This is a genomic window from Hydrogenophaga sp. PAMC20947, from assembly GCF_004795855.1.
Classification (GTDB): Bacteria; Pseudomonadota; Gammaproteobacteria; order Burkholderiales; family Burkholderiaceae_C; genus Hydrogenophaga.
In genome coordinates, this window is sequence record NZ_CP039252.1 from 1,595,090 (window position 1) to 1,614,923 (window position 19,834).

Annotated in this window: 18 protein-coding genes; 3 read left to right on the plus strand and 15 right to left on the minus strand. The window is 61.1% G+C overall.

Annotated features, from left to right (window positions below; translation table 11 throughout):
- Nucleotides 1–171 precede the first annotated feature (171 nt).
- Together E5678_RS07105 and E5678_RS07110 are read left to right on the plus strand one after the other, a co-directional pair.
- The gene (locus E5678_RS07105; RefSeq protein ID WP_136177871.1) at nucleotides 172–1,956 is read left to right on the plus strand and encodes a PhoH family protein; all 1,785 of its coding nucleotides are present in this window, start codon (nucleotides 172–174) and stop codon (nucleotides 1,954–1,956) included.
- Nucleotides 1,957–2,053: 97 nt separating this feature from the next.
- Nucleotides 2,054–2,281, plus strand: a complete 228-nt coding sequence (locus tag E5678_RS07110) for a hypothetical protein (protein WP_136177872.1) — start codon at nucleotides 2,054–2,056, stop codon at nucleotides 2,279–2,281.
- Nucleotides 2,282–2,439: 158 nt separating this feature from the next.
- Here E5678_RS07110 and E5678_RS07115 read toward each other — a convergent pair whose 3' ends face one another.
- From E5678_RS07115 to E5678_RS07160, 10 genes are all read right to left on the minus strand, one after another.
- A complete protein-coding gene (locus E5678_RS07115; protein WP_136177873.1) occupies nucleotides 2,440–2,829 on the minus strand; it encodes a VOC family protein in 390 nt (129 codons plus the stop codon).
- Nucleotides 2,830–3,015: 186 nt separating this feature from the next.
- Nucleotides 3,016–4,446 carry a replicative DNA helicase gene (gene dnaB, locus E5678_RS07120; RefSeq protein ID WP_136177874.1) on the minus strand — a complete coding sequence of 477 codons (1,431 nt, stop codon included), beginning with the start codon at nucleotides 4,444–4,446 and terminating at the stop codon, nucleotides 3,016–3,018.
- A gap of 217 nt (nucleotides 4,447–4,663) precedes the next feature.
- Complete coding sequence (gene rplI, locus E5678_RS07125; RefSeq protein WP_136177875.1) at nucleotides 4,664–5,116, minus strand: 50S ribosomal protein L9; 453 nt, start codon at nucleotides 5,114–5,116, stop codon at nucleotides 4,664–4,666.
- Nucleotides 5,117–5,128: 12 nt separating this feature from the next.
- Complete coding sequence (gene rpsR, locus E5678_RS07130) at nucleotides 5,129–5,410, minus strand: 30S ribosomal protein S18 (RefSeq protein WP_136177876.1); 282 nt, start codon at nucleotides 5,408–5,410, stop codon at nucleotides 5,129–5,131.
- Between the two features lie 12 nt (nucleotides 5,411–5,422).
- Nucleotides 5,423–5,725, minus strand: coding sequence for a primosomal replication protein N (gene priB / locus E5678_RS07135; protein WP_247596941.1), 303 nt, complete (start codon nucleotides 5,723–5,725; stop codon nucleotides 5,423–5,425).
- A gap of 8 nt (nucleotides 5,726–5,733) precedes the next feature.
- Complete coding sequence (rpsF, locus tag E5678_RS07140; protein ID WP_136177877.1) at nucleotides 5,734–6,141, minus strand: 30S ribosomal protein S6; 408 nt, start codon at nucleotides 6,139–6,141, stop codon at nucleotides 5,734–5,736.
- A 160-nt stretch (nucleotides 6,142–6,301) separates the two neighbouring features.
- On the minus strand, nucleotides 6,302–8,422 hold the full coding sequence (locus E5678_RS07145; RefSeq protein ID WP_136177878.1) for a VC_2705 family sodium/solute symporter: 2,121 nt from the start codon (nucleotides 8,420–8,422) through the stop codon (nucleotides 6,302–6,304).
- Between the two features lie 2 nt (nucleotides 8,423–8,424).
- Nucleotides 8,425–8,685 (minus strand): DUF4212 domain-containing protein, encoded by a 261-nt coding sequence (locus E5678_RS07150; protein WP_136177879.1) that lies wholly within the window; start codon nucleotides 8,683–8,685, stop codon nucleotides 8,425–8,427.
- Between the two features lie 4 nt (nucleotides 8,686–8,689).
- On the minus strand, nucleotides 8,690–9,280 hold the full coding sequence (locus tag E5678_RS07155; protein WP_247596942.1) for a tetratricopeptide repeat protein: 591 nt from the start codon (nucleotides 9,278–9,280) through the stop codon (nucleotides 8,690–8,692).
- A gap of 38 nt (nucleotides 9,281–9,318) precedes the next feature.
- A complete protein-coding gene (locus E5678_RS07160) occupies nucleotides 9,319–9,606 on the minus strand; it encodes a hypothetical protein (protein WP_247596943.1) in 288 nt (95 codons plus the stop codon).
- Between the two features lie 179 nt (nucleotides 9,607–9,785).
- Here E5678_RS07160 and E5678_RS07165 point away from each other — a divergent pair, with 179 nt between their 5' ends.
- Complete coding sequence (locus E5678_RS07165; protein WP_247596944.1) at nucleotides 9,786–11,645, plus strand: putative nucleotidyltransferase substrate binding domain-containing protein; 1,860 nt, start codon at nucleotides 9,786–9,788, stop codon at nucleotides 11,643–11,645.
- A gap of 40 nt (nucleotides 11,646–11,685) precedes the next feature.
- Here the strand turns inward: E5678_RS07165 and E5678_RS07170 are convergent, their stop codons facing one another.
- From E5678_RS07170 to ppsA, 5 genes are all read right to left on the minus strand, one after another.
- A complete protein-coding gene (locus E5678_RS07170; RefSeq protein WP_136177881.1) occupies nucleotides 11,686–13,884 on the minus strand; it encodes an exonuclease domain-containing protein in 2,199 nt (732 codons plus the stop codon).
- Nucleotides 13,881–14,258, minus strand: a complete 378-nt coding sequence (locus tag E5678_RS07175; protein ID WP_136177882.1) for a response regulator — start codon at nucleotides 14,256–14,258, stop codon at nucleotides 13,881–13,883. The genes E5678_RS07170 and E5678_RS07175 overlap by 4 nt, the downstream gene beginning before the upstream one ends.
- On the minus strand, nucleotides 14,255–17,044 hold the full coding sequence (locus tag E5678_RS07180; protein WP_136177883.1) for a sensor histidine kinase: 2,790 nt from the start codon (nucleotides 17,042–17,044) through the stop codon (nucleotides 14,255–14,257). The genes E5678_RS07175 and E5678_RS07180 overlap by 4 nt, the downstream gene beginning before the upstream one ends.
- Nucleotides 17,045–17,049: 5 nt before the next feature.
- Nucleotides 17,050–17,268 (minus strand): hypothetical protein, encoded by a 219-nt coding sequence (locus E5678_RS07185; RefSeq protein ID WP_136177884.1) that lies wholly within the window; start codon nucleotides 17,266–17,268, stop codon nucleotides 17,050–17,052.
- A gap of 154 nt (nucleotides 17,269–17,422) precedes the next feature.
- The gene (ppsA, locus tag E5678_RS07190; protein WP_136177885.1) at nucleotides 17,423–19,834 is read right to left on the minus strand and encodes a phosphoenolpyruvate synthase; all 2,412 of its coding nucleotides are present in this window, start codon (nucleotides 19,832–19,834) and stop codon (nucleotides 17,423–17,425) included.

The window sequence follows — 19,834 nt, forward strand, 5'->3', positions numbered from 1 at the left end:
AGTGGCAGGTGTCATATGACTCATGCATAATGAATTCATGACACCCGGCAGATTGCCCGCGCCCTCTTCTGTGATCGCCTTTTTCTGCAGCCTCTGTCGCTGTTCGCCAAGCCGCCCGGATTTCCTGGCGGCTTTTTCTTTTTCAGCCCCTCGCTGACTTCTTTGACGCCCATGCCACTGCCTCCAGCCCCCTCCAAGCGCGCCGCGCTCCTGTCGCCTGAAGCCTTCAGCCTCAAAGCATCCGAGGCGGCCTTTGAAGAAGCCGCGTCACAGGCCCGGCCTGCGATCACTCCGCGCGCAAGCGCACCCGCCCAGGCTGCGCCGGCCACTGCACAGCAAAACGCGAACAGCAGGCCGCGCAAAGCCGCGCCCAAGGACCCCAAGCCCGACACCAGGGGCGTGGGCAAACCACAACGTCCGCCGACGCAGCCCGTGGCCAAACAGGCCGCGCCCGCGGCAAGCCCCCCTGTTCCAGCTCCGGTCCAGGCTGCGGCACCATCCGCCGGCAGACCCGCCGCGCCGGCCAAGAGCGCACGCCGCAGCAACCAGAAATCCACTCAAAACGGCCAGGCCCGCTTGTTCGTGCTGGACACCAACGTCTTGCTGCACGACCCGACCAGTCTGTTCCGCTTTGAAGAACACGACATTTTCTTGCCCATGATCGTGCTGGAAGAGCTCGACGGTCACAAGAAAGGCATGACCGAAGTCGCACGCAACGGCCGCCAAACCAGCCGCACGCTCGACGCCCTGGTGGCACAGCAAGGCGGCGACATGGCCAAGGGCCTCAAGCTGGCGGCGACCGGCCACCTGGCGGCCCGTGGCATGCTGTATTTTCAGACCGAGCCCCTGGACAGCCAGTTGCCCTCCAGCCTGCCCCAAGGCAAAGCCGACAACCAGATTCTGGGCGTGGTGAAGGCGCTGAGCGACAAATATCCGCAGCGCGAAGTGATCCTGGTGTCCAAAGACATCAACATGCGAGTCAAGGCTCGGGCCCTGGGCCTGGCTGCCGAAGACTACGAAAATGACAAGACCCTGGAAGACGGTGAGTTGCTGTATTCCGGCGCTCTGGCACTGCCCCAAGACTTCTGGACCCGCCAGAGCAAGACCATTGAGAGCTGGCAAAGCGGCAGCCACACCTTTTACCGTGTGGGCGGCCCGGTTGTGGTTCAGTTCTACATCAACCAGTTTGTCTATTTCGAAGCGCCCGGTGAGCCATCGCTTTACGCACGCGTGACCGAAATTCGGGACAAGACGGCGGTGCTCAAGACCCTCAAGGACTACACCCACCTGAAAAGTGCGGTGTGGGGCGTCAGCAGCCGCAACCGCGAACAGAATTTCGCGCTCAATTTGCTGATGGACCCGGAAGTCGATTTTGTGACCCTCACCGGCACGGCCGGCACCGGCAAGACCTTGATGGCCTTGGCCAGCGGTCTGACGCAGGTGCTGGACGACCGCCGCTACACCGAAATCATCATGACCCGCGCGACCGTCAGCGTCGGCGAAGACATCGGATTCCTGCCCGGTACCGAGGAAGAAAAAATGGGCCCCTGGATGGGTGCCCTGGACGACAACCTGGAGTTCCTGGCCAAGGGCGATGGCGGCAACGCAGGCGAGTGGGGCCGCTCGGCCACCAACGAACTCATCCGCAGCCGCATCAAGGTCAAGAGCATGAACTTCATGCGCGGGCGCACCTTCATGAACAAGTACGTGATCATCGACGAGGCGCAGAACCTGACGCCCAAGCAGATGAAAACACTGATCACCCGCGCCGGCCCAGGCACCAAGATCATCTGCATGGGCAACCTGGCCCAGATCGACACCCCTTACCTCACCGAAGGTTCTTCTGGACTGACTTACGCGGTGGACCGCTTCAAGGGCTGGCCGCACGGTGGGCACATCACCTTGGCGCGCGGCGAGCGCTCACGCCTGGCCGATTTCGCGAGCGACGCGCTCTGACGCCAATAGAGGGGCTGTGAGATCGTCCTGACCACTCTGCTGGAGGCCGGCAACACCACGGGTTGCTGGACGCCGGCCGCGTGGTGGTGGCGGAAGGATGCAGGGATCTGTGATCGCCTTTGAGCGTGCCGGACCGCCTGCGCGCTGGTTCACATCGTCACTGGCCGACACAGGGTACGACGTGGGCAGCCCTGCGGGCTCACTGTTCACCGAATACCGGGTTCGACCGGGTGTCCAGATTGACGTTCACAGTCTGCTCGACCTGACAGAAGCCACCAACGTCGCGGACGCTGGGCGTGCGCTGAACGCGGCCTCAAAAGGCTGATGCAACTGCGCTCCAACCGCTCGCTGGCCGAATTCGCCGCCGATCCCGGTTTTTCAGTCCAGGCGCACATGGCCCGTGAATTCCGGCGGTGGCGGGGGGGCAACTCCGGCACAGGTGCGCGCTCAACCCGCCTGGCGGCATCTGATGGCCCGGTCGGGTTACAGCGCCCCACCGACCGGGGTGCAGATCTCAACCAGAAATCCGTCCAGATCGGCCACATAGGCGACGGTCTGTCCCCACGGCATCTGCTTGGCGGGTTGCACCAGCGCCGCGCCAGCGGATACGGCCCGCTCCAGCGCCTGCGGCACATCAGCGGTGGTGAAGGCCACTTCGAAACACGGGGCGTCCGCACGAGCGGCCTGGGGCTGTTTTCCCATTTGGCGCATCAATGCGCGAGATGAAAACGCCAATGCGGTGTTGCCCGTCTCCATCTCGCCGTAGTCGCCACCCTCGTGAACGAACCGGGGCGACAGCCCAAAAGCACGCTCGTAAAAATCAACGGATCGCCGGACATCGGTGACGTAAAGGATGGTGTAAGCCAGTTGCATGTTCACTCCGGTGTGGCAAAACAGTGGACGCACCCGAAGCGCCCGCCCAGGGTCTTGAAGAAAACCCGCAGCGGCCCTCTGTTGATCCAGCCCCGCTGGTCTGGTATTCCGCCCGGGCTGTGCCCACCGAAACCCTCAGGCAAGCGCAAGGGAAAGGGTGAACGCTTCAAAAAGCCGAATCAACCCTTAGAAATCACCGCCACCCACCAGCGTTTCGAAGCGGGTCAGTGTATTCAGGAACGCGAGCTTCACGACACCGGTAGGGCCGTTACGCTGTTTGCCGATGATGATCTCGGCCACACCAGGTTCTTTGCAGGCATCGCGGGTGTAGTACTCGTCGCGGTAAATGAACATGATGATGTCCGCATCCTGCTCAATAGCTCCGGATTCGCGCAGATCGCTCATCATCGGGCGTTTATCGGTCCGCTGCTCCACGCTTCGGTTGAGCTGAGAGAGCGCAATCACCGGGCACTGCAGTTCTTTGGCCAGCATCTTGAGGCCACGGGAGATTTCACCCAGTTCTGTGGCTCGGTTGTCCCCGCTCGAAGAACCGGAGCCGCTCATGAGTTGCAAGTAATCCACCACAATCAACCCGAGCTTGCCACATTGCCGAGAAAGCCGACGGGCGTTGGCACGCAACTCGCTGGGTGTCAGGCCCGGTGTTTCATCGATGTTGAGCGATACATGGCGCAACTTTTCAATGGCCTCTGTGAGGCGCGGCCACTCATCGTCCGTCAGCTTGCCGGTGCGCAGGTGACTCTGGTTGATGCGGCCGATCGAACCGACGATACGCACAGCCAGTTGCGAAGCGCCCATCTCCATGGAGAACACCGCCACTGGCAGGCCCTCGTTGAGCGCAACATGCTCTGCAATGTTGATGGCAAAAGCCGTCTTGCCCATCGAAGGACGTGCCGCCAGCACCACAAGGTCGCCCGCCTGCAACCCGGTGGTCATGCGATCGAGATCGATAAACCCCGTGGGCACACCCGTGATGTCGTTAGGGTTGTCGGCCATCTCCTGCACCCGGTCAAGCAGCTCGACGACCAGGGTGTCCATGCCCTGAAAACCCTCTTTCATCCGGGAACCTTCTTCCCCGATCTTGAAGATTTTTTGCTCAGCCTCGTCCAGAATTTTGGCGACCGCACGCCCTTCGGGGTTGAACGCTGCCGTTGCGATCTCGTCGCTGGCGGCGACAAGTTTGCGCAAAATGGCCCTCTCTCGCACGATTTCCGCATAGCGCCGAATGTTGGCAGCGCTGGGCACGTATTGGGCGAGGGAGTTGAGATAAGCCAAGCCTCCAGCTTCTTCGGCCTTGCCCAGGTTCTGCAGGTGCTCGTACACCGTGACCACGTCGGCCGGCTTGCTGCTGTTGACCAGTGTGGAGATCGCCGAAAAAGTCAACCGGTGTTCGTACCGGTAAAAATCGGAATCGGAGATCAGGTCGGACACGCGGTCCCAAGCCTGGTTGTCCAGCAGCAAGCCCCCCAGCACGCTGGACTCGCCCTCAATCGAGTGAGGGGGCACGCGCAACTTGGCTATCTGCGGATCACCGCCGAAGCCGGCGTCGTCCAAGGGTGAATCGAAGGGAGAGAATGGGCTGGAAAAAACGGCGGACATGGCTTTCCTGAGTGAGGGTCTATAGTACGTCGCAGCCGCCGCCCTGTCAGGGGACAACCCTGTGGACAACCGGTGAACAGGCATTGGAAATCGCGGGATAAGTCTGCTTTCGCGACCAGCCTTGCGCCTGCTTCTGGCCCATCAGAAACACAAAAGCCGCTCACCCGAAGGCAGCGGCTTTTGAATGAGCCGGGCGAAAACGCCCGGCCGGGACCGATCAGGCGGATTCGCCCAACACGGACACGTTGACTTCCACGGAAACGTCGGTGTGCAGGTTGACGCTCACGGTGTAGTCGCCAGCGTTCTTCAGGGGGCCGTTGGGCATGCGCACTTGCGACTTGCTCACGGTGAAACCCTGCTTGACCAGCTCGGCGGATACGTCATGGTTGGTCACGGAACCGAACAAACGGCCATCCACGCCAGCCTTTTGAGACAGCTTGACAGTCACAGCGGCCAACTTTGCGCCCAGAGCTTGTGCTTCGGCGAGTTTGGCAGCTGCGGCTTTTTCGAGTTCGGCACGGCGTGCTTCGAATTCGGCGATAGCGTTCTGGGTGGCACGACGGGCACGGCCCGAAGGGATCAGGAAGTTACGGGCGAAGCCGTCTTTGACCTTGACCACATCGCCCAAGGCGCCGAGATTGACAACTTTGTCGAGAAGAATGATTTGCATGTCAGGCTCCCTTTAGACGCGATGTTGGTCGCTGTAAGGCAACATGGCCAGGAAGCGCGAACGCTTGATGGCGGTGTTGACCTGGCGCTGATAGAAAGCACGCGTGCCGGTCAGGCGCGCGGGAATGATCTTGCCGTTTTCAGCGATGAAGTCACGCAGGACATCGATGTCCTTGTAGTCAACTTCTTCGACGTTGGCCACGGTAAAGCGGCAGAAACGCTTGCGCTTGAAGAGCAGCGATTGGGTGTTGCGCTTGGGGCGCTTGTCTTTGTTGAAACGTTTTGGGGAAGCCATGATGGGCCTTTCCTAAGTTTTGCTGAATTCTTGGATATGAAACACAAGGCCTTTGCCATTGCGTGCATTCGTCATGAAACCGTGAAACTCACAAGCTGCGTCCAGTCCCTGTCGGGCCAGAATTTCTGCTTGCGCACCGAAGACCACGGCCCTCAGTTGCAGTTTCACCAGCCTGGCTGTGTCCAATTCGGTGACAGTGGATTCGTGCTCTAGCACGAGATTCACCACCGGTATGCCTGCTGGGGTGTAGCGCAAGGGTTGAACCTGCACCACAGAAGCCGACAAATGAAAACGGTTGGCTGCTGACGATGTCACGCCTGGCTTCAGGCGGCTTGGGCGCGAGGTTCGCGGGGTTCGCGAGATTCGCGACCTTCATGAGCAGGTGCCTGGGCCTTGCGGGCTTCTTCACGCTCAACCGACTTCATCATGCTCGAAGGGCCGGTTTCGGCTTTCTTCTTCAACACGGTGAGGTGGCGCAACACAGCGTCGTTGAACTTGAATGCATGCTCAAGTTCAGCCATCACAGCCTGATCGGCTTCGATGTTGACGCACAGGTAATGGGATTTGGACAGCTTGTTGATCTGGTAAGCCATCTGACGACGACCCCAGTCTTCAACACGGTGGATCTTGCCGCCGCCAGCGGTGATCATGCCCTTGTAACGCTCCAGCATGGCTGGAACCTGCTCGCTCTGGTCCGGATGGATCAGCAAAACGATTTCGTAATGACGCATAAACACTCCTTTTGGGTGACACCGAGCCGGTTTGATGGGTCTCGGTTTCTTAAGAACAGCCGCCCCCAGCGTCGAATTGGGGTGCAGCAAGGCAAGCCCGCGATTCTAGCAAGAAATCAGCGCGCCGTAAATACAACCCCGAAAGCGGGTGCAAGCCCAGTCAATGCGTCTGACGTCGGGGATAGCGAATGTGCTCCACGAGCGCCAGAATCGGGCGTCCGGGGGCCGGGGTAACCAGACTGACGAGCACGATCACGGCGAAACCCAGCGGCACACCAAAGACGCCCGCCGAAATAGGTTGAATGCCCCACCACAGCTCCACCGGGGCGGTCACCCCAAAAATGCCCCGCAGCCAGGTCTGGGTGGTCACCATGTAATAGAAGGTGATGGCGAGACCGCTGAGCATGCCCAGCGAAGCCGCGATACCAGTGGCGCGCTTCCAGAAAATGCCCAGCACCAGCGCCGGAAAAAATGCCGAAGCGGCAAAAGAAAAGGCTGCTGACACCAGAAAGAGGATATCCGCCGGCTTCTGCGCGGCGACATAGGCCGCCGCCAGGGCCACCATCAGCAACAACACCTTGGAGATCGTCACCCGGCGCGCCGTTGAGGCGTGCGGATCGATCATCTTGTAGTACACGTCGTGCGACAGGGCATTGGCGATGGTGAGCAACAGACCGTCGGCGGTGGACAGCGCCGCAGCCAGACCGCCAGCGGCCACCAGGCCGGAGATCACATACGGCAAACCCGCGATTTCTGCGGTTGCCAGGACGATGATATCGCCGCCGATCGACATCTCGTTGAGCTGCAACAGGCCGTCGTGGTTCACATCGGTCACCGACAACAGGGCGGGATCGACTGTGTTCCAGGCCGAGACCCAGGCCGGCAATTGATCGAACGGCGTGCCGATCAGCACATTGAACACCTCGAACTTCACCATGACCGCGAGTGCGGGTGCTGTGAAATACAGCAGGAAAATGAAAAACAGCGACCAGGTGACCGACTCCCGCGCCTCGCGCACGCTGGGTACGGTGTAGTACCGCATGAGGATATGGGGCAAGGCTGCCGTCCCGACCATGAGGCAAAACACCAGCGCGAGAAAATTGCGACGCGAATGGTCAAACAGCGTTTTCTCAGCGGGCGTGCCATCGGGATCGCCCAAAAATTGAGCGGCATGGGGCGGCATGCCGTTGAGCGGAAGGGATTTGGTGTCGGCAGCGGCCTTGCGCCGGCTCCAGGTCGCCTCGGCCGCTGTAGCCGTGCGGGGCAATGCAGACAGGGTCTTCTCGGCTTCGGACAAGGCGGTCGACGGCGCATTCGCCTCGCGCAATGCGGTCAGACGCGCTTCCGCCGCCGCTTTGTCGGCAATGAGCGCTCGGGCAGGGTCGTCCAGTTTTTTGGCCAGCTCGGCCGACAAGTTGGCGAAAATGCGCCGGACCTCCAGTTCCTTGGGATCTTGCTCGAGTTCTTTTTCCTTGGCGGTGACTTTCTCCAGCTGGTACCCGTAGATGGCCTGCGGCACGGGCACACCCGTCTGCTTCACCGACAACCAGACCACGGGAATCAGGTAGGCCACGATGATCACGATGTACTGGGCCACTTGGGTCCAGGTCACGGCGCGCATGCCACCGAGGAATGAGCACACCAAAATACCGCCCAGTCCGAGAAAGATCCCCAGCTCAAACGCCACACCGATCAAGCGCGAGGTGATGAGGCCCACGCCATAAATCTGGGCCACCACGTAAATGAACGAGCACAGTATGGCCGCCCCCACGCCCAGCAGCCGGGGAAGGTGCCCACCATAGCGCTCACCCAGAAAATCCGGGATCGTGAACTGGCCAAACTTGCGCAGGTATGGCGCCAGCAGAAGGGCCACAAGGCAGTAACCACCGGTCCACCCCAAAATGAAAGCCAGTCCGTTGTAGCCGGTGAGATAAAGGGTGCCCGCCAGGCCGATGAACGAAGCGGCCGACATCCAGTCGGCACCGGTCGCCATGCCGTTGTACACCGCCGGCACCCGCCGTCCAGCCACGTAGTACTCGGTGGCATCGGTGGTGCGGCTCATGATGCCAATGGCGGCGTACAGGCCAATGGTGGCGATCAGGAAAATGAAACCGATCCACTCTCGAGGCAGCCCCCATTGTTCCAGCACGGCGAGCACCGCCACGAACAGGAAAAATCCCAAGGTGTACCAGCGGTAAATCTTGTTGAGTTGCCGCTTGAAAGCCGCGTTGAAGGCCTTGGCGCGGCCAGCCTGGGATATGTGCACGGGTGGGCGAGCCATGGTCAGTCGTCGATTTCGTCTTGATCGTGGGCCACGTCAAGCCGGTGCATGGCCCAAGCGTAGAACCCGATGATCAAACCGTAGATCAATGGTCCGCCTTGCGCACCTAGCCAGAAGCTGAAGGGCCACCCAAAGAACGTGAAACTCAGATCCCTGGCGAAATAGGTGGCGACAAAGCTCACCAGAAACCAGACCAGCAGGAGCGCCGCGGTGAGCCACAAGGTCTTGCGCCAGTAGCGCCGCTGTTTGTCGGAAGGGTTCATCGGGTCAAGGCAAAACGGGAGGCAGGTCTGATTGGCCTGCGGACTGGGGCAATGGAGCAGGTCGGCCAAGCGTACCGCTCAAGCCTGTTTCATGTTCCAGCTGGGCCGCGATTTTGGGCTCAAACTGGTGCAGCCTGTGGATGATGCGGTGGGCGTCATCCAGGGCACCCAGATCGGTGTGCACGCGGGCAAGCTGGTACCAGCCATGAGGGCTCATGGGTTGCAAGCGCGTGTTGGCTTCCAGAGCGGGCACGGCTTCGGCCAGGCGCTCCTGAGCGATCAGACTCAGCGCCAGACCGTACCAGGCCCGGTCCAGCGACGGGTCCAACTCCACCGCTCGGCGAAACGCATGCTCGGCCTCAGCGGTGCGCTCCAGGCGCTCGCACACAAAGCCGAAGTTGAACCAGGAAGAAGCCAGCGGCGGTGGTTGCGCCAGACACAGCTTCAGGGAGCGATAGGCCTCGTCCCACAACCCGTCCTGGGCTTGCCAGTGGGCCAGCGTGGCCCACATAGAGGCGTCGGATGGACTGATGGCCAGCCACGCCTGCAACGTCTGGCGCACGCGCGCGCCAGAGCCCAGGGTGCCAAACAACACCAGGGCCCCCCTCAACCGCAGCCGGGGCCACCGCAAGCTCAGCGACACAGCTGCACGCCCATCTGCAAGCAGTGCGATATTTTGAGCACGGTCACAACCAGCCAGGCAAGCAGCAACAGCAAGAATGCGATCCAGGCATGGTGGCGCGGCAAGACCCAGCGCGGCGCGACCCAGCCAGCGGCCACCACAAAGGGACGACCGACGTGCTGCAGCAACTGGTAGACCACATTGTTCGCGCGGCGCTCTCCGGCGAAAAGTCCCAGCAGCCACTGCCCTGCCAATGACATCAAAGCCACTTCGGCGATCAGTTTGGCGATAGAGAGCATCGTGAGCATGTCAGTTTGGAGTCAAGTTAAATACATTCTGAATTGTGACCTTACCAAGCTCTTACATGGCAGCACTTCAACCCCCTGACACAGGTCAAACCCCGAGCGGGTTTACCCGACATGAACCCCATTTCGGGGTGTAGGATGGAAATCTCTCCAGGTTTTTTGGTCCCACGCGCATGAGCATGTCACCCCTCGCACCGCCCAACTTTCGCCCTCAGCTGGATCAGCACCGGGCTTTCGGCATGCTCCCCTCGGCAGCGCGAGACCGCCTCGCAAGCGCTTGGGACGTGCACCCACTGGAAGCGGGACAACGCTTCGCCATCGGCGTGGATTTCAAGCTGTCTTTGTTCTGGCTGCTGGAGGGCGCTGTCGACTTGCTTGACCCGGATGGACGTCCGCTGGTCGCCTTGCGAACCGGCGATCTCTTCGGACTGGACCAAGCGGATTCCTTGCTGATCAGCGCCGCGCAGGCCAGCAGTCCGGGCAGCGTCGCGCAGCTGCCGCTGAGCGAAGTTCAGGCGCTGTGTCAGGACACCCCCGCCCTTACCTGCTTCCTGCCGCCGTTTGCGCCAGCGGCGAGCGAATCGGCTGGACAGCACGGCGGCAGCGGCAGCGACCCCGCGCTCAACCTGATGACCACACCCGTGCGATCCCTGATCAAGCGGGCACCGATCATGCTGGCGCCACAAACCACGATCCGCGAGGCGGCCGAGTTGATGCGGGAGCAACGGGTGTCGTCCGTCCTGATCGAACAAGACCAGCGGCTCTTTGGCCTGGTCACCGACCGCGACCTGCGCAACCGGGTCGTTGCGGCAGGGATGGATACCGGCCGGTCCATCATGGACATCGCCACCCTGGCGCCCCTGACCATGGATGTGGAAAACCCCGCGTTTGACGCCCTTTTGCTGATGGCAAGGCACAACATCCACCACGTCCCGGTGCTCGACGGACACCGCATTGCCGGCATGATCACCGCCACCGACATCACCGAGCGACACAGCACCTCGGCGGTGTACCTGGCGGGCGAGGTCTACAAACAAAACACAGTCAATGGCTTGCAGACGGCGGCCGCAAGGATCAAGCGCCTGCAACAGAGTCTGGCCTCTGCGCAAGCCTCGGCCTACAGCACCGGACACATCATCACCGCCATTACCGACGCCATCACCAGCCGCTTGCTTCAGCTCGGTGAAGCCCAGCTGGGCCCAGCCCCCATCGACTATGTGTGGGTGGCGGCCGGCTCACAAGCGCGCAGCGAGCAAACGGCGAAATCCGATCAGGACAATTGCATGGTGCTTGACGACAGCTTCAACGAGGCCGAGCACGGCGCCTACTTCAAGGCACTGGCCACCTTTGTCTGCGATGGTCTGGACGCCTGCGGCTACATCTATTGCCCCGGCGAGATGATGGCCATGACCGATACCTGGCGCCAGCCCAAACGCAAATGGGCCGAGTACTTTGCTCGCTGGACAGGGCAGCCCGACCCCAAGTCGCTGATGCTGACCTGTGTTTTCTTCGACCTGCGGGCCATCTATGGCAAAACAACCCTGCTGGAGGGTTTGCGCGCCGAGGTCTTGCAGCGCACCCAAGGCAACACGCTTTTCCTGGCGCACATGGTAGGCAATGCCCTCCAGCACCAACCCCCTCTGGGCATGTTCAAAGGCATATCAACCATCCGCAGCGGTGAGCACAAAGGCAAAATCGACATGAAGCACACCGGTGTGGTGCCCATCGTCGATCTGGCTCGTGTGTATGCACTCGCAGGCGCGCACGAGGAGGTCAATACACACGACCGCCTGGTGAGTTCGGCGGCGCAGAGCGCCATCAGCGAACAAAGTGCCCGCGACCTGCGCGACGCACTGGAGTTTCTGGCCTACACCCGCATCCAGCACCAGGCGCGCCAAATTGGCGCGGGCCAGGAACCCGACAACTTCCTGCCCCTCAACGTGGTTTCCAACTTTGAACGCAGCCAGCTCAAAGATGCGTTCACCGTGGTTCACGATCTGCAAAACGTGTTGGGCCAGCGGTACAGGATGTGACCCCCCTTGGGGGCTGACACCGCAGGTGGCGCAGGGGGGGTCAATACTTCAAGCGGGCGTAATAGGTTTTCTGAGCAGCCTCCCTTGCCTGCCCCAGCGTGTGAATGCCCTTCTCTGCCAGCAGCGGAACCAGCTTCACAAACACCTCGGCCGTGACCATGGCGTCGCCGAGGGCCGTGTGTCGGCCGACGATGGTGACGTTAAAACGTTCGGCCAATGCCTCGAGGCGGTGGGAGTCCTGATTGGGGTGAACCAGGGCCGAAAGCAGCAGCGTGTCGAGCACAGGGTGGTCAAACACCAGGCCGGTCTGTTGTTCCTTCAACTGCAGGAAACGCATGTCAAACGCAGCGTTGTGCGCCACCAGCACGGTGTCTTGCGCAAACGCATGAAAGGCAGGCAAGACTTCAGCGATGGAGGGCTGACCCTGCACCATGTCGGGCGTGATGCCGTGGATGGGAATGGTGACCTCGGGTATTGACCGCTTCGGGTCCACCAGCTGCTCAAAACACTCTTGCTTCAAGAGCTTGCTGTTCACCACGCGCGCCGCACCAATCTGGATGATTTCGTCGCCTTGCGAGGGGTTCAAACCGGTGGTCTCGGTGTCGAAAACGGTGTAGCTCAGCTCGCTGAGCAGGCGGTCGTCCAACGCAAGGGTCTGCTCGGTGGTTTTGAACAGGTCAAAGTCGTAATACTCGGGGCGGCTGTCGCCTGGTTGCAAAGTGCCCGCGACCACTTCAGGCTGGTCCTTCGGGTTGGCCAACGGCAGCAAGATCCGGAAAAACGCATGGTGGCGGGTCCGCTCGCGTTCGAACCAGAAAGCCCCCCCATGTCGCTCCACCACGTCGCGCACGGTGATCCGTGTGGTTTCCAAGCCGACCTTGATCACGTCCATTTCCCAGCTCATCACCGTCTCGGTGCTGATGGCCTGGCCGGACCAGATCAGATCCAGCTGCGCTTTGCCTTTGCTGCCCTCGGCCAGGCCCAGGCGAAGCTGCACAAACCGCACCGAGAACTCATCCGACAAACGCGCGGTGAGATAACCGAGCGCCTGCAGCAATGAAAAGCTCTCAACCCTGAGCCACAGGCTGCTATCGACTTCCAGCGGCGAAGCAGGCACGCAGGTCATGACCTCAATGCGTTTGACCGCTGCGTTGATCAGGTCAGCACCCAACATGTCTTCCAGTGGCCAGCGCGACGACGATGTGGTCACCGACTCGGCCTCAAGCGCACCGATGCGCTGGCTCAGCGAGCGGGTCTCTTCGCGCACAACGCCCATAAAGCGCTCACGCATGGCCGGCTCAATGTCGGGGAAATCGAGCATGTCGATGGCCGCCTGCATGTTGGCCAACGCCGACCGACTGCCTTCGGTGAGGGTGAGCAAAACCTGGTCTTTTGCCGACTGCGCTTCGAAATCCTTTGTGATGTTCTCGAGCATGAGCACAAAGCCCGTGAGCTCGCGCACGGGCTCGGCCCCCTGCTCCGTCGTGGCGCGCACCGGCGCCATCTGCACCCGCAGCAACTGTCCGGAAGCCGTGCTGGTCACAAACTGGGCTGAAGGCTGAGCAGCCCCCCGTTGCATGCGCTGGCGGATGTTGTCCAACGCGTGGGCCACCAGCTTTTGATCAAACACGCTGTAAATCGATCGCCCGAGGCCGATCAGCTCTGCCCCCCCTGCTACGCCCGGTGCCTGCGACAAGGCCCGAAACTGCATGCGCGCACGGTTGTTGTAGAGCAAGACGCGGCCATCCAGGTTGCACACCACGACGCTTTGCGTGAGCTCCGACATCAATGCGGCCAGGCGCGATTTCTCTTGTTCGATGCCTTGAGCAGCCTCGGCGACGCGGCTGTCCATTTCGCCCCGCAGGGCTTCGCGCTGCCCCACCAGCTGGTTGAACAGCCCCGCCAACACCTGCGTCTCAGCGTTGCCTTTGAGCGGCAAGGTGCGCACCACATCGGTCTTGAGCAGCACCTGTGCTTCTTCGGCCAGTTGCACAGAGGGTGTGACCCAGTGGTCAAACCAGCGTTTCAGGGCCCAGGCGATAGCGGCCATGCCCGCGCCCCAGGTGAGGAGCAACAACACCGATTGCTCCCCGACCAGGCGCCACACGGTGGCACGGCTCTCTTCGTCCAGCGTAGAGCCCACCAGGCTGATGGTGGCGCCCAGCCAGGCCACGGACACCAACCCGGCGATCCCCAGCAGCCACCACAGGCGTCTGTCGGTTTTTTTCTGCCGGCTCATGGCACCCCACCCAGCAGCTCTTGCACCTTTTGCACCAGTTCCTTGGTGGAAAAAGGCTTGGTCATATAAGCATTGGCGCCCAGGGCCATGCCTTTGGCTATGTCGGTGTCGCGGCCCTTGGCGGTCAGCATGAGAATTTTCGTCTCGCGCATCGTCTCGCTGTTGCGCACCTCATGGCACACGTCGAACCCGGTCTTGACCGGCATCATCACATCGAGCAAGACCAGATCGGGTTTGTCGCGGGCAATCGCATCCAGCGCCTCTTGCCCGTCGCGGGCCAGGATGACTTCGTAGCCTTCGCGTTGCATCAGAAATTCCAGCGAGATCAGGATGTTGGGCTCGTCATCGGCAATCAGCAATTTTTGGATGGTCATGTTTTGGGTCTCCTGGGCTCATTGTTGGGTTCGGTGTGTTCTGCAGTGGTGTCCGGCAAGGGTTCGGTGCGAAGGGGAATGTGGAATCCAAAACAGGCACCCTCCCCCGGCTTCGAGCGCAACCACATGTGCCCGCCAAAGTGCTCAACAATCTGGCGGCTGATGGGCAAGCCCAAACCAGTGCCACCCGGTCTGTAGTGGGCGTCGCCACTCACCTGCCTGAACTTCTCAAACACCACAGCCTGCTGATCAAGCGCGATGCCCGGACCGTTGTCCTGCACCTCCAGGTCAATCCCCCCATCGGCCTCGCGCAATCGCAAGCTCACTTGCCCTGTGCGGCGAGGGGCATATTTCAAAGCATTGGACAGCAAGTTGAGCACCACCTGTGTCAGGCGGTCGGGGTCGGCCCATACGTTGGGCACCTGTGCCGACACATCCAGAGCCAACGCCACGCCAGCCTCACGGTAATTCTCACGCAGGCTCTCTGATGCCTGTTGCGCCAAAGCTCGAACATCAACTGAAAGCTCATGCCATTCAGCATGCCCTGCCTCAATCTTGGCCAGGTCCAGTACCTGGTTCACCAGCCGCGTCAGCCGCTCGGTTTCACCGACGATGATCTCAAGAAACTGCTGCCGCTGGGCAGCAGCCATGTCCACATCGTCCCGCATCAATTCAGACAGTGCCCTGATGGATGTCAAGGGCGTGCGCAATTCGTGGGTCACCGAGGACATGAAATCGTCCTTCATGTGGTCCAGACTGAGCAACTGATGGTTGGCTTCCCGCAGCTCGTGGGTCGCGCGTTCCAGCGAGTGCGACTTGTCTTCCAGCGCCCGGGAATAAGCGCGCAGCTGTGAAGCCTCATCCAGGATGCGCATCACATCGGTCAGGCTCAGCGTTTCCTCTTCGACCGCCGAAGCCACCATCACCCGCGCCGAGGCGCTGCCGATCGAACCGGCCAGTTGCGTCTCCACAAATTGCACGAGTCGGCCATCCCCGGGAATGTCTTCCACCCGGCTCAAGCCTTGGCGCTGTGCATAACCCAGAAACAGACGCAGGGCTGCATCTGTGCCCAAAAAGCGCGCCACCAGGGGCATCAGGGCCGATACCTGGGCCTTGCCTTGCCAGAACACCGGCGTCGCCTGGTCCGTGCGCTTGAACACATCCACAAACAACAATGCCTGGCTGGCCTCAGAGGCCGAGGGCGCACGCCACAGCGAAACGCCGACATACGCGGTGATGTTTCCCAGCAGGCTCCAGAACAAAGAATGGGTCAGGTTGTCGAGACCCCCCAGCCCCAGAAAGGTCTCAGGTTTGAGCAAGCCAATGCCCCACAAACCCTCTTGAAGAAAGGCGTCGGGCATCCAGCCTGACTTGGCCAGCGAGGGCAGCATCAGGGTATAGGCCCAGAGCACAAACCCCAGCAGCAACCCTGCCAGCGCACCCCGGCGCGTGCCGCCGCGCCAGTACATGCCGCCCAGCAACGCCGGGGCAAACTGGGCAACCGCCGCAAAACTGATCAAGCCAATGCTCACCAGCGCGTAGGCTTCGCCAGCGAAATGAAAATAGCCGTAGCCCAGCAGCAGAATGCCCAGAATGGCCGCGCGGCGGATGCCCAGCAACCAGCCTGCCAGATCCCCACGCTCAACAGGCAAGCCGCCCTTGCGCCGCAGCAGCCAAGGCATCACCAGATCGTTGCAGACCATGGTCGACACGGCAATGGTCTCCACGATCACCATGCCGGTGGCGGCCGACAAGCCCCCTACAAACGCAAACAGCGCCAACGCAGTTTGCCCCTGAGACAAAGGGATGGACAGAATGAAGGTTTCAGGGTTCAGCGTGCCTGCGCCAAACAACAACAAGCCGCCCATGGCTATGGGCAATACAAACAGATTGATCAGAAGCAGATACAAGGGAAACACCCAGACTGCACGCCGCAAGTGCTGCTCATCCACGTTTTCCACCACCATCACCTGAAACTGACGAGGCAAAAGAATCACCGACAACAGGGCGAGCAAGGTGAGGCCTGTCCACTGTGCATAGGCAAAGGGCTGACCCTGGTCAAACCGCAACAGCGCCTGCAACGATTCGACGGCACGAACCTGCTCGAACAAAGCCGCAGGGCTGGCAAACAGCCCAAAGGCCACAAAGAGTCCGACCGCCAGAAACGCCAGCAGCTTGACCACGGATTCAAAAGCAATTGCGGCGACCATGCCTTCATGGCGCTCGGTGTTGTCCAGATGCCGCGCACCGAAGACCATGGTGAATCCGGCCAGCGCGAGGGCCAGGTAGAGGGTGCTGTCGCGCCACCAGTCGGCGCCCTGCTGCGACGGTGCGCCCAGCGGCGAGGTCAACACAGCATAGCCACTGGCGACTGCTTTCAGTTGCAAGGCAATGTAGGGCACGATGCCCACCACAGTGATCAGCGTCACCAGGCCCGCCAATGTCGGGCTCTTTCCGTACCGGCTGGCAATGAAATCGGCGATGGAAGTGATGCGGTATGTCTTGGCGATGCGAATCATCTTGCGCACCACCAGCCAGGCCAGCGTCATGGCCAGCATGGGGCCGAGGTAGATCGGCAGGAACCACACGCCAGACTGGGCTGCGCGGCCCACGCTGCCAAAGTAGGTCCAAGCCGTGCAGTACACCGCCATGGACAGGGCATACACCCAGGCATTGCCAATCACCGACCGCCCGGCTGCCGCACGCCGATCGCCCCAGCTCGCTACCGCAAACAGCAGCGCCAGGTAAACGACCGAGATGAAGATGACCAGTGCGGGCGAGAGCATGGTCTTCAAGGCCCGTGAGAGCTGGGTGCACCGCCATCGCGCTCCATCACCCAAGCCAGCGCGGCGATCATGATCGCCCAGAGCACAAACAGGGCCGTCGGGAACAGTGGCAAGCCCAGCACCTCCACCTCGTGGTCCCACAACGCCAGCAAAGGAAAATTGAACGCCACCAGCCCCGCAAAAAACAGGGCCACCAGGCGTTGGGTCTTGAGACCTTGGGTCATGGACGTCTCCTTGAGGCTGGCGCAGTTCGTCGCCGCGCGTCTTCTCCCCATTGTGCGCCGGGCTCTGACCCTGCGCTTACGCTGGCCTCAAGGATGTTTTTGCCACAAAAAAAGGCAGGGGAACACCCTGCCTTTTGATTTGGGGCAACGCCGTTTACTTCGCCGTAGACGCCAGCAACTGCCAGGTATCGACCACCGAGTCAGGGTTCAGCGAAATCGAGCTGATGCCCTCATCGCGCAGCCACTGCGCGAAATCGGGGTGATCGCTGGGGCCCTGCCCGCAGATACCCACATACTTGCCTTCTGCCTTGCAAGCGCCAATGGCCATTTTGAGCAATGCTTTGACAGCAGGATCGCGTTCGTCGAAATCATGCGCCAACAACTCCAGCCCTGAATCGCGGTCCAGGCCCAGCGTCAACTGGGTCAGATCGTTCGAGCCGATGGAGAACCCATCGAAGTACTGCAAGAACTCGTGTGCCAGTACCGCGTTGCTCGGGATCTCGCACATCATGATGATCTTGAGCTCATTCTCACCGCGCTTGAGGCCCTTCTCTGCCAGCAACTCGGTCACCTTTTTCGCCTGACCCACCGTGCGCACGAAGGGCACCATCACTTGTACGTTGGTGAGGCCCATGTCTTCACGCACCCGCTTGATGGCTTCGCACTCCATGGCGAAGGCTTCGCGGAAGTCTTCGCTGATGTAGCGCGCGGCACCACGAAAGCCCAGCATCGGATTCTCTTCATCCGGCTCGTAACGGCTGCCACCGACCAGCTTGCGGTATTCGTTGGACTTGAAGTCGGACAAGCGCACGATCACCGGCTTGGGCCAGAAAGCGGCCGCGATCGTGGCCACGCCTTCGGCGACTTTATCGACGTAGAAAGCGCGAGGCGAGGCATGGCCACGCGCCACCGACTCGACTGCTTTCTTCAAGTCGGAATCGATGGCGGGGTAATCCAGAATGGCCTTGGGGTGCACACCAATGTTGTTGTTGATGATGAACTCCAGGCGGGCCAGACCCACTCCGCCATTGGGCATCTGCGCAAAATCGAATGCGAGCTGGGGGTTGCCCACGTTCATCATGATCTTCACGTCCACCTCGGGCATCACGCCACGCTGCACTTCGGTGATCTCGGTTTCCAGCAAGCCGTCGTATATGTTGCCGGTGTCGCCTTCGGCGCAACTCACGGTCACCAGGGTGCCGTCCTTGAGGAGCTCGGTGGCATCGCCGCAGCCCACGACGGCAGGAATGCCCAGCTCGCGGGCAATGATAGCCGCGTGGCAGGTGCGCCCGCCCCGGTTGGTCACGATGGCACTGGCGCGCTTCATCACCGGCTCCCAGTTCGGGTCCGTCATGTCGGTCACCAGCACATCGCCAGGCTGCACCTGATCCATTTCGCTGATGTTGTGCACCAGCCGCACGGGTCCGGTACCCACTTTCTGGCCGATGGCACGGCCCGATGCCAGCACCGTGCCCGTGCCCTTGAGCTTGTAGCGCAGCTCGGCTTTACCAGCGGCCTGGCTCTTCACCGTTTCGGGGCGCGCCTGCAGGATGTAGAGCTCGCCGTCGGTGCCATCTTTGCCCCACTCAATGTCCATGGCTCGGCCGTAATGCGCTTCGATCACCATCGCGTACTGGGCCAGCTTTTCCACCTCGGCATCGGTCAGGCTGTAGCGGTTGCGCAGCTCCACCGGCACGTCGGTGGTTTTGACCAGCTTGCCCTTGAGGGCGCCGCCCTGGGTTTTTTCCTGCGCCGTCGTGAACTCCATCTGAATCAGCTTGGAGCCCAGATTGCGGCGAATCAATGCACGCTTGCCCGCCTTGAGCATGGGCTTGTGCACATAGAACTCATCCGGGTTCACGGCCCCCTGCACCACCGTTTCACCGAGGCCATAGCTCGATGTGATGAACACCACATCTTCAAAGCCGGATTCGGTGTCTATGGTGAACATCACACCGGCGGCCCCCAGATCGGAGCGAACCATGCGCTGCACACCGGCCGACAAAGCCACGTCGGCGTGGGCGAAGCCTTTGTGCACGCGGTAGCTGATCGCACGGTCGTTGTAAAGGCTGGCGAACACTTCCTTCATCGTGTGCAGCACTTCGTCGATGCCGTGCACGTTCAGGAAGGTCTCCTGCTGGCCGGCGAACGAAGCGTCAGGCAAATCTTCGGCTGTGGCCGAAGAGCGCACAGCGAAGGTGGCCTTTTCATTGCCCCCAACCAGGGTGGTATAGGCCTCACGAATGGCTTTTTCCAGGTCGGCCGGAAACGGCTGCTTTTCTACCATGGCGCGAATTTCCGCACCCGCTTCTGCCAGCGCACGGACATCTTCCGTGTCCAGCGCTTCGAGGCGCGTGTTGATGCGCGCGGTCAGGCCTTCAAATGCCAAGAACTCGCGAAACGCATGCGCGGTGGTGGCAAAGCCCGTGGGCACCTTCACGCCACTGGGCAACTGGGAGATCATTTCACCGAGACTGGCATTTTTGCCACCGACGGATTCAACGTCGGTCATCCGAAGATGCTCGAAAGGCACGACCAGATCGGTCGGGGAAAACAGGTTGGACAT